9 protein-coding genes and 1 pseudogene are annotated in these 12,693 nt (G+C 68.2%); 6 read left to right on the top strand and 4 right to left on the bottom strand.

Annotated elements, in window-relative coordinates; genetic code table 11:
- Positions 1-95: 95 nt before the first annotated feature.
- The 3 genes from AC1RQF_RS23910 to AC1RQF_RS23900 all read right to left on the bottom strand — a co-directional run bounded on the left by AC1RQF_RS23910 (position 96) and on the right by AC1RQF_RS23900 (position 3,280).
- Positions 96-953 (bottom strand): carbohydrate ABC transporter permease, encoded by an 858-nt coding sequence (locus AC1RQF_RS23910; protein ID WP_274001730.1) that lies wholly within the window; start codon positions 951-953, stop codon positions 96-98.
- Positions 943-1,890: a carbohydrate ABC transporter permease gene (locus AC1RQF_RS23905; RefSeq protein WP_274001729.1), complete on the bottom strand. Its 948-nt coding sequence runs from the start codon at positions 1,888-1,890 to the stop codon at positions 943-945. Before AC1RQF_RS23905 ends, AC1RQF_RS23910 begins: the two co-directional genes overlap by 11 nt.
- Before the next feature lie 142 nt (positions 1,891-2,032).
- On the bottom strand, positions 2,033-3,280 hold the full coding sequence (locus tag AC1RQF_RS23900; RefSeq protein ID WP_274001728.1) for an ABC transporter substrate-binding protein: 1,248 nt from the start codon (positions 3,278-3,280) through the stop codon (positions 2,033-2,035).
- Between the two features lie 476 nt (positions 3,281-3,756).
- Between AC1RQF_RS23900 and zwf the strand changes: the two genes are divergently transcribed.
- The 3 genes from zwf (at position 3,757) to AC1RQF_RS23885 (ending at position 7,883) form a co-directional block, all read left to right on the top strand.
- A complete protein-coding gene (zwf, locus tag AC1RQF_RS23895) occupies positions 3,757-5,226 on the top strand; it encodes a glucose-6-phosphate dehydrogenase (protein ID WP_274001727.1) in 1,470 nt (489 codons plus the stop codon).
- Positions 5,227-5,308: 82 nt separating this feature from the next.
- Positions 5,309-5,989, top strand: a complete 681-nt coding sequence (gene pgl, locus AC1RQF_RS23890; RefSeq protein WP_274001724.1) for a 6-phosphogluconolactonase — start codon at positions 5,309-5,311, stop codon at positions 5,987-5,989.
- The gene (locus AC1RQF_RS23885) at positions 5,967-7,883 is read left to right on the top strand and encodes a bifunctional transcriptional regulator/glucokinase (RefSeq protein WP_492873108.1); all 1,917 of its coding nucleotides are present in this window, start codon (positions 5,967-5,969) and stop codon (positions 7,881-7,883) included. The genes pgl and AC1RQF_RS23885 overlap by 23 nt, the downstream gene beginning before the upstream one ends.
- A 410-nt stretch (positions 7,884-8,293) precedes the next feature.
- On the opposite strand, the gene AC1RQF_RS23880 is transcribed toward AC1RQF_RS23885, so the two are convergent.
- Positions 8,294-9,508, bottom strand: coding sequence for a Bcr/CflA family multidrug efflux MFS transporter (locus AC1RQF_RS23880; RefSeq protein ID WP_274001721.1), 1,215 nt, complete (start codon positions 9,506-9,508; stop codon positions 8,294-8,296).
- A gap of 170 nt (positions 9,509-9,678) precedes the next feature.
- Between AC1RQF_RS23880 and AC1RQF_RS23875 the strand changes: the two genes are divergently transcribed.
- From AC1RQF_RS23875 to ribD, 3 genes and pseudogenes are all read left to right on the top strand, one after another.
- The gene (locus AC1RQF_RS23875; protein ID WP_274001720.1) at positions 9,679-10,134 is read left to right on the top strand and encodes a hypothetical protein; all 456 of its coding nucleotides are present in this window, start codon (positions 9,679-9,681) and stop codon (positions 10,132-10,134) included.
- Positions 10,118-11,552: pseudogene (hemL, locus tag AC1RQF_RS23870) on the top strand (glutamate-1-semialdehyde 2,1-aminomutase); the annotation flags it as partial. The gene AC1RQF_RS23875 and the pseudogene hemL, both read left to right, overlap by 17 nt.
- 17 nt (positions 11,553-11,569) lie before the next feature.
- Positions 11,570-12,691, top strand: coding sequence for a bifunctional diaminohydroxyphosphoribosylaminopyrimidine deaminase/5-amino-6-(5-phosphoribosylamino)uracil reductase RibD (gene ribD, locus AC1RQF_RS23865; RefSeq protein ID WP_492873107.1), 1,122 nt, complete (start codon positions 11,570-11,572; stop codon positions 12,689-12,691).
- The last annotated feature ends 2 nt before the right edge of the window (positions 12,692-12,693 follow it).

The following is a 12,693-nucleotide window of genomic DNA, read 5'->3' as shown; positions in this document are numbered from 1 at the left end:
CCCATGCAACGCTGTCGATCAGGGTCGGCGTTGCGGCGCCGGCCCCGGTCCCATGCAAGTCCCGCCGCGCGACGCGCGCGCGGCGGGCATCCGGCCTATCCCTTCACCGCCCCCGCCGTCAAGCCGCGCACGAAGTAGCGGCCGGCGACCACGTACACGAGCAGCGTCGGCAGCGCGGCGATGATCGCGCCCGCCATGTCGACGTTGTATTCCTTCACGCCCGTCGACGTGTTGACGAGGTTGTTCAGCGCCACCGTGATCGGCATCGAATCGACGCCGGAGAACACGATCCCGAACAGGAAGTCATTCCAGATCTGCGTGAACTGCCAGATCAGGCACACCATGAAGATCGGCAGCGACACCGGCATCAGGATCTTCGTGAAGATCGTGAAGAAGCCCGCGCCGTCGATGCGCGCGGCCTTCACGAGTTCCGCCGGCACGCTCACGTAGAAGTTTCGGAAGAACATCGTCGTGAACGCGATCCCGTACACCACGTGCACGAGCACGAGGCCCGTCGTCGTGTTGGCGAGGCCGAGGTAGCCCTGCACGCGCGCCATCGGCAGCAGGATCACCTGGAACGGGATGAAGCAGCCGACGAGCAGCATCGTGAACAGCGCATCCGCGCCGCGAAAGCGCCAGTGGGTCAGCACGTAGCCGTTGAACGCGCCGACCAGCGACGAGATCAGCACCGCCGGGATCACCATCTTGATCGAGTTGAAGAAGAACGGCTTCATGCCGTCGCAGCGCACGCCGGTGCAGGCGCCGCTCCAGGCCTTGAGCCACGGATCGACGGTCCAGTGCGACGGCGGCGTCAGCAGGTTGCCGGTGCGCAGCTGGTCGAGATCCTTGAACGAGGTCGACAGCATCACGTAGATCGGGAACAGGAAGTACAGCGCGAACAGGATCAGCGCCGCGTAGATGACCGCCCGGCTGATCGTCATCTTAGGCTGCATTGCGGGTGCTCCTCGATTCCAGATACATGAGCGGCACGAGCACCGCGACCACCGTCGCGAGCATCATCACCGACGACGCCGCGCCGAGGCCCAGTTGCCCGCGGTTGAACGAAAACGTGTACATGAACATCGCCGGCAGCGACGAGGATGTGCCCGGCCCGCCCGCCGTCAGCGCGACGACGAGGTCGAAGGTCTTGATCGTGATGTGGCAGAGGATCAGCAGCACCGAGAAGAACACCGGGCGCATGCTCGGGATCACGATCTTGCGGTAGATGGTCGGCAGCGTCGCGCCGTCGACCTGGGCCGCCTTGAAGATCTCGGCGTCGACGCCGCGCAGGCCGGCCAGGAACAGCGCCATCACGAAGCCGGTCGACTGCCACACGGCCGCGATCACCACGCAGAAGATCGCCTTGTCCGGATCGTCGAGCCAGCCGAACGAGAAGTTCGCGAAGCCCCAGTCGTGCATGACCTTCTCGAGCCCGAGGCCGGGATTCAGGATCCACTGCCAGGCGGTGCCCGTGACGATGAACGACAGCGCCATCGGATACAGGAACACCGCGCGCAGCGCGCCTTCGTTGCGGATCTTCTGATCGAGCAGGATGGCGAGGAACAGGCCCAGCGCCACGCAGATCGCGATGAACGGAATGCCGAACCAGCCGAGATTCGCGGCCGAGGTCCACCAGACGTCGTTCTGGAACAGGTCGGTGTAGCGGCCGAAGCCGTCGAATTCGTAGTTGGGCAGCAGTCGCGAGTTGGTCAGCGACAGGTAGCCCGTGACGATGATGAAGCCGTAGATGAACACCACGGCGATCGCGATGCTGGGTGCGAGCACCAGCTTCGGAATCCAGCGGTCGGCGAAGGCCGACAGCGGCGACGTGCGAGGCGCGTCGCCCGCGCTGGGTCCGGTGCCGCGATTTCCGCTAAGAGGGGCAGCCACTTGTTTCGACTCCTGGAGCAAGAGCGCCTGCCCGGCGCGAGCCGGGACGGACGGCGGGTACGGCGCGGGCCGGCCACGGCCCGCTGCGGCAAGCCCCGCCGCGTCCGGCGCGCACAGGCGGCCGGACGCGGCGGGCGCCGGATCACTTCACCTTCGCGGCCTTCGCGAGCGCGGCCACCGCGCTCTTCGAATCCTGCGACGAGTTCATGAACTTCGTGACGACGTCGGTGATCGCGCCCGCCGTGGCGTCGTTCTGCGCCATGCCGTGCGCGAGCGACGGCACGAAGCCGCCCGACTTGATCGCCGTCTGCTCGTCGGCATAGGACTTCTTCGCGCAATCGTCGAACTTGTCCATCTTCACGCCGAGGCGCACCGGCACCGAGCCCTTCAGCAGGCTGAACTGCTCCTGGAAGTCCGGCGTCATGATGGTCTTGGCGAGCGCGACCTGGCCCGGGGTCGGGGTCTTCGCGCCCTTCTGCTGGAAGAACACGAACGAGTCGACGTTGAACGTGTAGGCGTTCGCGGTGCCCGGCACCGCCGCGCAGATGTAGTCCTTGCCCGCCTTCTTGCCGGCGTTCTCGAACTCGCCCTTCGCCCAGTCGCCCATGAACTGCATGCCGGCCTTGCCATTGATGACCATCGCGGTCGCCAGGTTCCAGTCGCGGCCGTTGCGGCCGTTGTCGAAGTAGCCCTGGATCCGGCGCACCGTGTTGAACACGTCGAGCATTTGCGGCGAGGTCAGCGTGGCCTGGTCGAGGTCGACCAGCGCCTTCCTGTAGAACGCCGGGCCCTGCGACAGCACCACGTCCTCCCACAGCGTCAGGTCCTGCCACGGCTGGCCGCCCATCGCGACCGGCTGGATCCCGGCCGCCTTGAGCTTGTCGGCGACCTGGAAGAATTCAGGCCAGGTGGTCGGCACCTTGGCGCCGATCTTGTCGAGCGCCGCCTTGTTGATGTAGAGCCAGTTCACGCGGTGCACCGAGAACGGCGCGGCGACGTAGTTGCCCTTGTACTTGATGATCTTGTCGATCTCGGGCGGCAGGTTCTGCTTCCAGTCGGCCGTGGCCGGATCGATGTTGACGAGCACGCCCTGGTCCGCCCAATCCTGGATCAGCGGGCCCTTGATCTGCGCGGCCGACGGCGCGTCGCCGCTGATCACCTTGGTCTTCAGCGCGGTCATCGCCGCGGCGCCTGCGCCGCCCGCGACCGCGAAATCCTTCCACACGTAGCCCTGCTTCTGCAGGTCGTCCTTCAGCACGCCGACGGCCTTCGATTCACCGCCCGACGTCCACCAGTGCAGCACCGTGACGTTCTCCGCCGCCTGCGCCGCCGCGGCGCCGAACATCAGACCCGCGGCGCACAGCGCGCCCATGATCGCGCGAACTTTCATTACTTATCTCCTCCAGATGAATCAACTCGTAAGGCTTTCACGCCAGGCGAAAGCCGGCTTGCTACAGGACAGACGGGAAACCGGGGGGAACCGAGCCGCGAACGACGCAGGCCATGCGGCGATGCGTGCGGGCCGATGCCGGCCGGGGGCTCTCAAGAACTGAGTGACTCGCGCTTCAACGATATGTCTCCTCTTCTGATTCTGGCCTTCGACGCGGGGCGCGGCTCGGGCCAGGGGCGCAGCGACACGCGGCGTCAACCATGCGCACCACCAATGTCCGATAACATCCACACTCGGCGCGCCTCGCGCGCCGCATGCCCCGACCGACGAATGCGCTCTTTGTACCGAGCGCTTCTTTTTTCTTCGGCTGGGTGCTACCCCTTGCGGCGGATTGTAGTTAAACTACAATTCAGTGTCAAAAATATTTTTATCGCACTACGGCTTGCTCAGCGGCCACCCGAACCCGGCGGAGACACATGCATACCGATTCCAGCTTCACCTTCGTTCTTTTCGGCGGCACCGGCGATTTGTCGATGCGCAAGATCCTTCCGGCGCTGTACGAGGCGCATCGCTCGAAGATGCTGTCCGAGACCGGCAGGATCGTCGCGGTGGCCCGCCATGCGGCGGATCGGAACGGCTATCTGGAATGGGTCGAGGAGCGCGTGAAGCCGCACGCGGCGAAGGCCGCGGGCGCCGCGTTCGACGACGCCACCTGGCGCAGCTTCCTCGAGCGCATCGTCTACGTGAAGCTGGACCTCGGCCGCGCCGAGGACTACGAACTGTTGCGCGACACGGTGGCCGAACTGTCGGGCATCCGGGTGTTCTACCTCGCGACCGGCCCGTCGCTGTTCGAGCCGATCTGCAAGGCGCTGGCCGCGGTCGGCCTGAACGAAGGCGCGCGCATCGTGCTGGAAAAGCCGCTCGGCTACGACCTGCGCTCGTCGAACGCGATCAACGACGCGGTCGGCGAGATCTTCGCGGAAGACCAGATCTACCGGATCGACCACTACCTCGGCAAGGAGCCGGTGCAGAACCTGCTCGCGCTGCGCTTCGGCAATGCGCTGTTCGAACCGATGTGGCGGCGCGAGTGGGTCGAGAGCATCCAGATCACGATCGCGGAGGAGCTGGGCGTCGAGGCGCGCGGCGATTTCTATGACAATACCGGCGCGCTGCGCGACATGGTGCAGAACCACCTGCTGCAGCTGCTGTCGATCGTCGCGATGGAGCCGCCGCACTCGATGGATTCCGACTCCGTGCGCGACGAGAAGCTGCGCGTGCTGCGCGCGCTGAAGCCGATCGATCCGCGCGACATCGGCAAGGTCGCCGTGCGCGGCCAGTATCACGCGGGCGTGATCAAGGGCGCGCAGGTGCCCGGCTACGCGACCGAGCCCGGCGTGAAGCCCGACAGCGCGACCGAGACCTTCGTCGCGCTCAAGGTCGAGATCGAGAACTGGCGCTGGGCGGGCGTGCCGTTCTTCCTGCGCACCGGCAAGCGGCTCGCCGAGCGGGTGGCGGAGATCGTCGTCAATTTCCGGCCGGTCCCGCATTCGGCGCTCGGTCCGACCGCGCTGCGCCCCGGCGCGAACCGGCTCGTGATCCGCCTGCAGCCGAACGAGACGATCCGCCTGTACTGCCTGGCGAAGCAGCCCGGCGAAGGGATGAACCTCGCGAGCGTGCACCTCGATCTCGCGTTCGACCAGTTCTTCAAGGAAGGCCAGATGGAGGCGTACCAGCGCCTGCTGCTCGACGTGATCAACGGCCGCCTCGCGCTGTTCGTGCGGCGCGACGAGCAGGAAGCCGCCTGGCGCTGGGTCGAGCCGATCCTCAACGAGTGGTCGCAATCGCTGAAGCCGCCCAAGCCGTATGCGGCGGGCACCTGGGGGCCGGCCGCCGCGAGCGCGATGCTCGCGCAGCACGGCACCTGCTGGCTCGAAGAGGAAAACTGACGGCGCGGCGCGCGGCCGCCCCGCCGCGCGCGCCCCGTCCTGCCGTCCCCACCGAATTCAATAAAAGCAGCCTGGAGGAGAAGTGATCGAGGTTCACGCTTTCGAAAGCCCGCGCGCCCAGTCCGACGCGCTCGCGCAAGCCGTCGGCGCGGCGCTTGCCGCGACGCTCGCGCAACCGGCCGGCGCGACGCTCGCCGTGTCCGGCGGCACCAGCCCGCGTCCGTTCCTGCAGGCGCTGTCGGGCATTGCGCTCGACTGGTCGCGGGTCGACGTCACGCTGGTCGACGACCGCTGGGTGCCCGACACCGATCCGGCCAGCAACGCGCAGCTCGTGCGCGACACGCTGCTGCAGGGCGCCGCGTCGGCGGCGCGCTTCCTGCCGCTCGTCGACACGCACGCGGCGCTCGACGCGCACGTCGCCGCGCTCAACGCGAACGCCGCCTACCGGCTGCCGCAGGTCGCCGTGCTCGGCATGGGCGAGGACGGGCATACCGCGTCGATCTTCGCCGATGCGCCCGAATGGAGCCACGCGACCACGACTCCCGAGCGCTGGGTCGCCGTGCATCCGGGGGCCGCGCCGCACGCGCGCGTGAGCCTGTCGCTCGACGCGCTCAAGCGCATCGACCGGCTGTTCCTGCTGATCGCGGGTGAACGCAAGCGCGCGGTGCTCGACGCCGCGGCGGCCGCGCCGCAGCGGAACGCCATCTCGCAACTGGCCAACGACAAGGGGATCAAGCTCGATGTCTACTGGTGTGCAAACTAAGGCCGCCGCGAGTCAGCACGCCGACGGCCCGCGCCTCCTGGCCGACGTCGGCGGCACCAACGCGCGCTTCGCGCTGGAAACCGGCCCCGGCGAGATCACGCAGATCCGCGTGTATCCCGGCGCCGACTACCCGACGTTGACCGACGCGATCCGCAAGTACCTGAAGGACGTGAAGATCGGCCGCGTGAACCATGCGGCGATCGCGATTGCGAACCCGGTCGACGGCGACCAGGTCAGCATGACCAATCACAACTGGAGCTTCTCGATCGAGGCGACGCGCCGCGCGCTGGGCTTCGACACGCTGCTGGTGGTGAACGACTTCACGGCGCTCGCGATGGCGCTGCCGGGGCTGACCGATGCGCAGCGCGTGCAGGTCGGCGGCGGCGCGCGCCGGCAGAACAGCGTGATCGGGCTGCTCGGCCCGGGCACCGGGCTCGGCGTGTCCGGGCTGATTCCGGCCGACGACCGCTGGATCGCGCTCGGCAGCGAGGGCGGCCATGCGTCGTTCGCGCCGCAGGACGAGCGGGAGGATCTGGTGCTGCAGTACGCGCGCAAGAAGTATCCGCACGTGTCGTTCGAGCGCGTGTGCGCGGGCCCGGGCATGGAGATCATCTATCGCGCGCTCGCCGCGCGCGACAAGAAGCGGGTGGCGACGACCGTCGACACGGCGGAGATCGTCGAACGCGCGCACGCGGGCGACGCGCTCGCGCTGGAGAGTGTCGAGTGCTTCTGCGCGATCCTGGGCGCGTTCGCGGGCAACCTCGCGGCGACGCTCGGCGCGCTGGGCGGCATCTACATCGGCGGCGGCGTGGTGCCGCGGCTCGGCGAGCTGTTCACGCGCTCGCCGTTCCGCGCGCGCTTCGAGGCCAAGGGCCGTTTCGAAGGCTATCTCGCGAACATCCCGACCTACCTGATCACCGCCGAATATCCGGCGTTTCTCGGCGTGTCGGCGATTCTGTCGGAGCAGTTGTCGAACCGCACGGGCGGCGCGTCGTCGGCGGTGTTCGAGCGGATCCGCCAGATGCGCGATGCGCTGACGCCGGCCGAGCGGCGCGTGGCCGATCTCGCGCTCAACCATCCGCGCTCGATCATCAACGATCCGATCATCGACATCGCGCGCAAGGCCGACGTGAGCCAGCCGACCGTGATCCGCTTCTGCCGCTCGCTCGGCTGCCAGGGGTTGTCCGACTTCAAGCTGAAGCTCGCGACGGGCTTGACGGGCACGATTCCGATGAGCCACAGCCAGGTGCACCTCGGCGACACCGCGACCGATTTCGGCGCGAAGGTGCTCGACAACACCGTGTCGGCGATCCTGCAGTTGCGCGAGCACCTGAACTTCGAGCAGGTCGAGCAGGCGATCGAGATCCTCAACACCGCCCGGCGGATCGAGTTCTACGGGCTCGGCAATTCGAACATCGTCGCGCAGGACGCGCATTACAAGTTCTTCCGCTTCGGGATTCCGACCATCGCGTACGGCGACCTGTACATGCAGGCGGCGTCGGCTGCGTTGCTCGGCACGGGCGACGTGATCGTGGCGGTGTCGAAGTCGGGACGGGCGCCGGAATTGCTGCGCGTGCTCGATGTCGCGATGCAGGCGGGCGCGAAGGTGATCGCGATCACGTCGAGCAATACGCCGCTTGCAAAGCGCGCGACCGTGGCGCTCGAAACCGATCATATCGAGATGCGGGAGTCGCAGTTGTCGATGATCTCGCGGATCCTGCATCTGCTGATGATCGATATTCTCGCGGTAGGCGTCGCGATTCGGCGCGCGTCGCCAGATGCGGAGCTGAGCGACGCAGTGGCGCAAGCGAAGGCGCGCGCCGGCGCGGATGACGAGGCCGCGGATGTGCTCGATTGGTTAAGTCATGGGGCCGCGTCTAACGCGCGGGATTGAAGGTGTGTCAGGCCGGGGCTTTGGGGGGCGTGGTTATCGGACCGTCGATTCCCGACCAGTCAATCCGAAGCCACCGGCATGAAGCACCCATCTACGAGCGCAGCGAGGAGAAGCTTGCGGGCGGTATACCACTCCGTTTACGGCGCGTATGGTCGGACCCTGCGCGGGCCGATCCCCGTTGCGCCCTTACGCCACTCGCTACGGCTGGGCCACTCTGAACGCCATCGCACCTTATTTTCGGATCTAAAAAACGCCTTTCTTTTGGTTACTTTTCTTTGGCAAGACGCCCCGAAGGAAGTCCCCTTGGGGGACAAAGAAAAGTGACCCCTGCCCCGGGGAGGGGCGACGCGAATAGACCAACACCCTCACAGGACATCCACGACAAACCCAGAGCGCGAAGCAAACAACCGTCAATCCCCCCGCACCGGCCGCCCGTGCCACCGCAACACCAACGTGCGCCCGCCGAAGCACAACACCCCGATCACCCCGATCGTCACGCCCATCCCAAACGGCGTACCGTCGGCGAGCGCCCCGATCGCGACACTCGCGACAGCGCCCAACGCGAGCTGCATCGCGCCGAACACCGCCGCCGCCGCGCCTGCGTTATGCGGATAACGCTGCATCAGATCGGTCGTGCAGTTCGCGGACAGGATCCCCACCACCCCCACCACGAAGAACAGACACACGACGATCGACCACAGCCCGCCCCACCCCGTCAGCGCGACCAGCGCGACCGCCAGCGACGCCACGCTGCTCACCAGCGACGCGCCCGCGATGATCCTCAGCGATCCGAGCCGGCCGACCAGGCGCGTATTCATCAGGTTGCCGATCATGATGCCGACCACGTTGAGCCCGAACAGCAGCCCATAATGCTGCGGCGAGACATGGAAGTAATCGATATAAACGAACGGCGTCGCCGTGATATACGAGAACATCGCCGCAAAGGCCATCCCGCCGCACAGCATGTGCCCCCAGGCCACCGGATCGGCGACGATCCGGCCATACGCGGCGAACGAACGCAGCACGGCGGAACTCGCGCGCCGCTCGCGCGGCCAGGTCTCCGGCACGCGCAGGAACGCCGTCACGGCACAGGCCGCACCCACCAGCGCAAGTACCACGAACACGCCCCGCCAGCCCACGAAACGCAAGATCTGCCCACCCAGCAACGGCGCAAGCAACGGCCCGACCGCCGTGACGATCGCCACCATCGACAGCACCTTCGCCGCATCCGTCGGCTCATGCGCATCCCGCGCGATCGCCCGTGACAGCACCGACGCCGCCCCCGCGCCGAACGCCTGCAGAAAACGCATCACCACCAGCACGTCGATCGACGGCGACAGAAAACAGCCGATGCTCGCAAGCGTAAACAGCGCGATGCCGCCGAGCAGCACCGGCCGGCGGCCGTAGGTGTCGGACAGCGGACCATACAGCAGCATGCCGATCGAGAAACCCGCCATGAAGGTGGTCAGCGTACGCTGCGCGGCAGCCGCGCCGACGCCGAAGCCATCGGCGATCGACGGCAGGCTCGGCAGGTACATATCGGTGGCGATCGGCCCACACGCGGCCAGCGCGCCGAGCAACAGGATCAGCCGGCCATCGGGCCGGCGTCTGACGACATGAGACATGGGGTTCCACGGAAGAAGCCAGCCGACGCGCGCCGGCTGGGCACAGCGAAAGCGGCCACACCGGCCGCCGCATGCTCCTGATTGTACGCGACCCCATCGGGACGCGCCGCCGCCACGACCCGCCGCCATCGGGTAAGCTCGCGCTTTTGCCCGCCGCGCGCCCCGTCGACATGACCGCCTTCCTGCTGATCTGGAGCCCCAAGAAGTGGCCGTGGCCCGAGCTGCCCGACGTCGCCGCCCGCGTGAAAGCCGGCGAGGCGGTCGCGGACGTCTGGGGCTGCGGATTCTCGCGCAGCATCCTGCCCGGCGACCGGGTCTTCCTGCACCGGGTCGCAAAGGAGCCCAAGGGCGTGTTCGGCTCCGGCTACGTGACCCGCGCACCGTACGAGGTGCCCGACCCGAACACCAGGCGCGGCTACCGGCTGTGCATCGACTTCGTCTACGACTGGCTCGTCGACGGCCACTCGGAAGTCGTGATCCCGCGCGATGCGTTGCGCGTGCATCCATTCTCGGTGCAAACCTGGGACGCGCAAACCTCCGGCATCTCGATCAAGCCGATGGCGGAAGGCGCCCTCGAGAAACGCTGGGCCGAGCTGACCGGCAAGCGCAAGCCGCCGCGCGGCTGAGCCCGCGCGCAAGCGCCGCACGGGGCCGGCCGGCCCGCCGCGCGGCTCTCCGGTACAATCGAACGATCGTCCAGCCCGGCGCGGGCCGCGGCGCTCCCGCCGCAACCGCCGCCCCTCTCTCGCAGGTCCCAACCATGTCGAACAATCAGATCCTCTTCGAACGCGCGCAACAGACCATCCCGGGCGGCGTCAACTCGCCCGTGCGGGCGTTCCGCTCGGTCGGCGGCACGCCGCGCTTCGTCAAGCGCGCGCAGGGCGCGTACTTCTGGGACGCCGACGACAAGCGCTACATCGACTACATCGGCTCGTGGGGCCCGATGATCGTCGGCCACGTCCATCCCGAGGTGCTCGACGCGGTCCAGCGCGTGCTCGCCGACGGCTTCTCGTTCGGCGCGCCGACCGAGGCCGAGATCGAGATCGCCGAGGAAATCTGCAAGCTGGTGCCGTCGATCGAACAGGTGCGCATGGTGTCGAGCGGCACCGAGGCCACCATGAGCGCGCTGCGGCTCGCGCGCGGCTTCACCGACCGCAGCCGGATCGTCAAGTTCGAGGGCTGCTATCACGGCCACGCGGACAGCCTGCTCGTGAAGGCCGGCTCGGGCCTGCTGACCTTCGGCAACCCGACCTCGGCCGGCGTCCCCGCCGATATCGCAAAGCACACCACCGTGCTCGAATACAACAACGTCGCGGCGCTCGAAGAAGCCTTCCAGGCCTTCGGCGACGAAATCGCCGCCGTGATCGTCGAGCCGGTCGCGGGCAACATGAACCTCGTGCGCGGCACGCCCGAGTTCCTCGGCGCGCTGCGCTCGCTGTGCACCCGGCACGGCGCCGTGCTGATCTTCGACGAAGTGATGTGCGGGTTCCGCGTCGCGCTCGGCGGCGCGCAGCAGCACTACGGCATCCAGCCCGACCTCACCTGCCTCGGCAAGGTGATCGGCGGCGGCATGCCGGCTGCCGCGTTCGGCGGCCGCCGCGACATCATGGCCCGGCTCGCGCCGCTCGGCGGCGTGTACCAGGCGGGTACGCTGTCCGGCAACCCGATCGCGGTCGCGGCCGGTCTCGCGACGCTGCGCCTGATCCAGGCGCCCGGCTTCTACGATGCGCTGACGCGCCAGACCCGCCGCCTCGCCGACGGCCTCGCCGCCGAGGCGCGCGCGGCCGGCGTGCCGTTCAGCGCGGACGCGATCGGCGCGATGTTCGGCCTCTACTTCACGGAGCAGGTGCCGACGCGCTTCGCGGACGTGACGAAGAGCGACGTCGAGCGCTTCAACCGCTTCTTCCACCTGATGCTCGACGCCGGCGTGTACTTCGCGCCGTCCGCCTACGAGGCGGGCTTCGTGTCGAGCGCGCACGACGACGCGACGATCGACGCGACGCTGGCGGCGGCGCGCGGCGCGTTCGCCGCACTCGCGGCCTGAGCGGGAGCGGCGCGCCGATGTTCTCGGACAGCGATTTCGCACGGATGCAGCAGGCGCTCGCCCTCGCGGCGCGCGGCATGTTCACGACCACGCCGAACCCGCGCGTCGGCTGCGTGATCGTCAAGGACGACGTCGTGATCGGCGAGGGCTTCACCCAGCCCGCCGGCCAGGACCACGCGGAAGTACAGGCGATGAAGGACGCGCGCGCGCGCGGCCACGACCTGCGCGGCGCGACCGTGTATGTGACGCTCGAACCGTGCAGCCACTTCGGCCGCACGCCGCCGTGCGCGCTCGAGCTGATCGACGCGCAGGTGGGCCGCGTGATCGCCGCGATGGAAGACCCGAATCCCCAGGTGTCGGGCCGCGGGCTCACGATGCTGCGCGATGCGGGCATCGACGTGCGCTGCGGGCTGCTCGCGCAGGAGGCGTACGAACTCAACATCGGCTTCGTGTCGCGGATGACGCGCGGCCGGCCCTGGGTGCGCATGAAGAGCGCCGCGTCGCTCGACGGCCGCACCGCGCTGCCGACGGGCGAGAGCCAGTGGATCACGGGCGAGGAGGCACGCGCCGACGGCCATGCGTGGCGCGCGCGCGCCTGCGCGATCCTGACCGGGATCGGCACCGTGCGCGAGGACAATCCGCACCTGACCGTGCGCGGCATCGATACGCCGCGCCAGCCGCGGCGCGTGCTGGTCGACAGCCGGCTCGAACTGCCGCTCGACGCGCATCTGCTCGAAGGCGAGCCGCTCCTGATCTTCTGCGGCGCGCTCGACGCGGCGGGCGAGGCGCGCGCCGACGCGCTGCGCGCGCGCGGCGCGGAGATCGCGCCGCACGCGAACGCGCACGGCAAGGTCGACCTGGGCGCGATGCTCGCGGCGCTCGGCCAGCGCGGCATCAACGAATTGCACGTGGAGGCGGGTCACAAGCTGAACGGCTCGCTGCTGCGCGAGCAATGCGTCGACGAGCTGCTCGTCTATCTCGCGCCGAGCCTGCTGGGCCGCGACGCGGCCGGCATGTTCGATCTCGCGGCGCCGGCCACGCTCGATGCACGCGTCAGATTCGCGTTTCACAGTATCGATCGGGTGGGCGACGATCTGCGCGTGCTTGCGCGCTTCGCGCCCGCTCCCCTCTCAACTTGAAT

The organism is Burkholderia sp. GW821-FHT14F03 (genome assembly GCF_058803765.1).
The sequence above is the reverse complement of the archived record's forward strand: the minus strand, read 5'-3'. Positions and strand labels throughout refer to the sequence as shown.

Excerpts from the sequence above, each read along its gene's own strand:
- AC1RQF_RS23910 (WP_274001730.1), bottom strand. The coding sequence starts at position 953 with ATGCAGCCTAAGATGACGATCAGCCGGGCGGTCATCTACGCGGCGCTG.
- AC1RQF_RS23900 (WP_274001728.1), bottom strand. The coding sequence starts at position 3,280 with ATGAAAGTTCGCGCGATCATGGGCGCGCTGTGCGCCGCGGGTCTGATG.
- zwf (WP_274001727.1), top strand. The coding sequence starts at position 3,757 with ATGCATACCGATTCCAGCTTCACCTTCGTTCTTTTCGGCGGCACCGGC.
- AC1RQF_RS23885 (WP_492873108.1), top strand. The coding sequence starts at position 5,967 with ATGTCTACTGGTGTGCAAACTAAGGCCGCCGCGAGTCAGCACGCCGAC.
- AC1RQF_RS23880 (WP_274001721.1), bottom strand. The coding sequence starts at position 9,508 with ATGTCTCATGTCGTCAGACGCCGGCCCGATGGCCGGCTGATCCTGTTG.
- AC1RQF_RS23875 (WP_274001720.1), top strand. The coding sequence starts at position 9,679 with ATGACCGCCTTCCTGCTGATCTGGAGCCCCAAGAAGTGGCCGTGGCCC.
- ribD (WP_492873107.1), top strand. The coding sequence starts at position 11,570 with ATGTTCTCGGACAGCGATTTCGCACGGATGCAGCAGGCGCTCGCCCTC.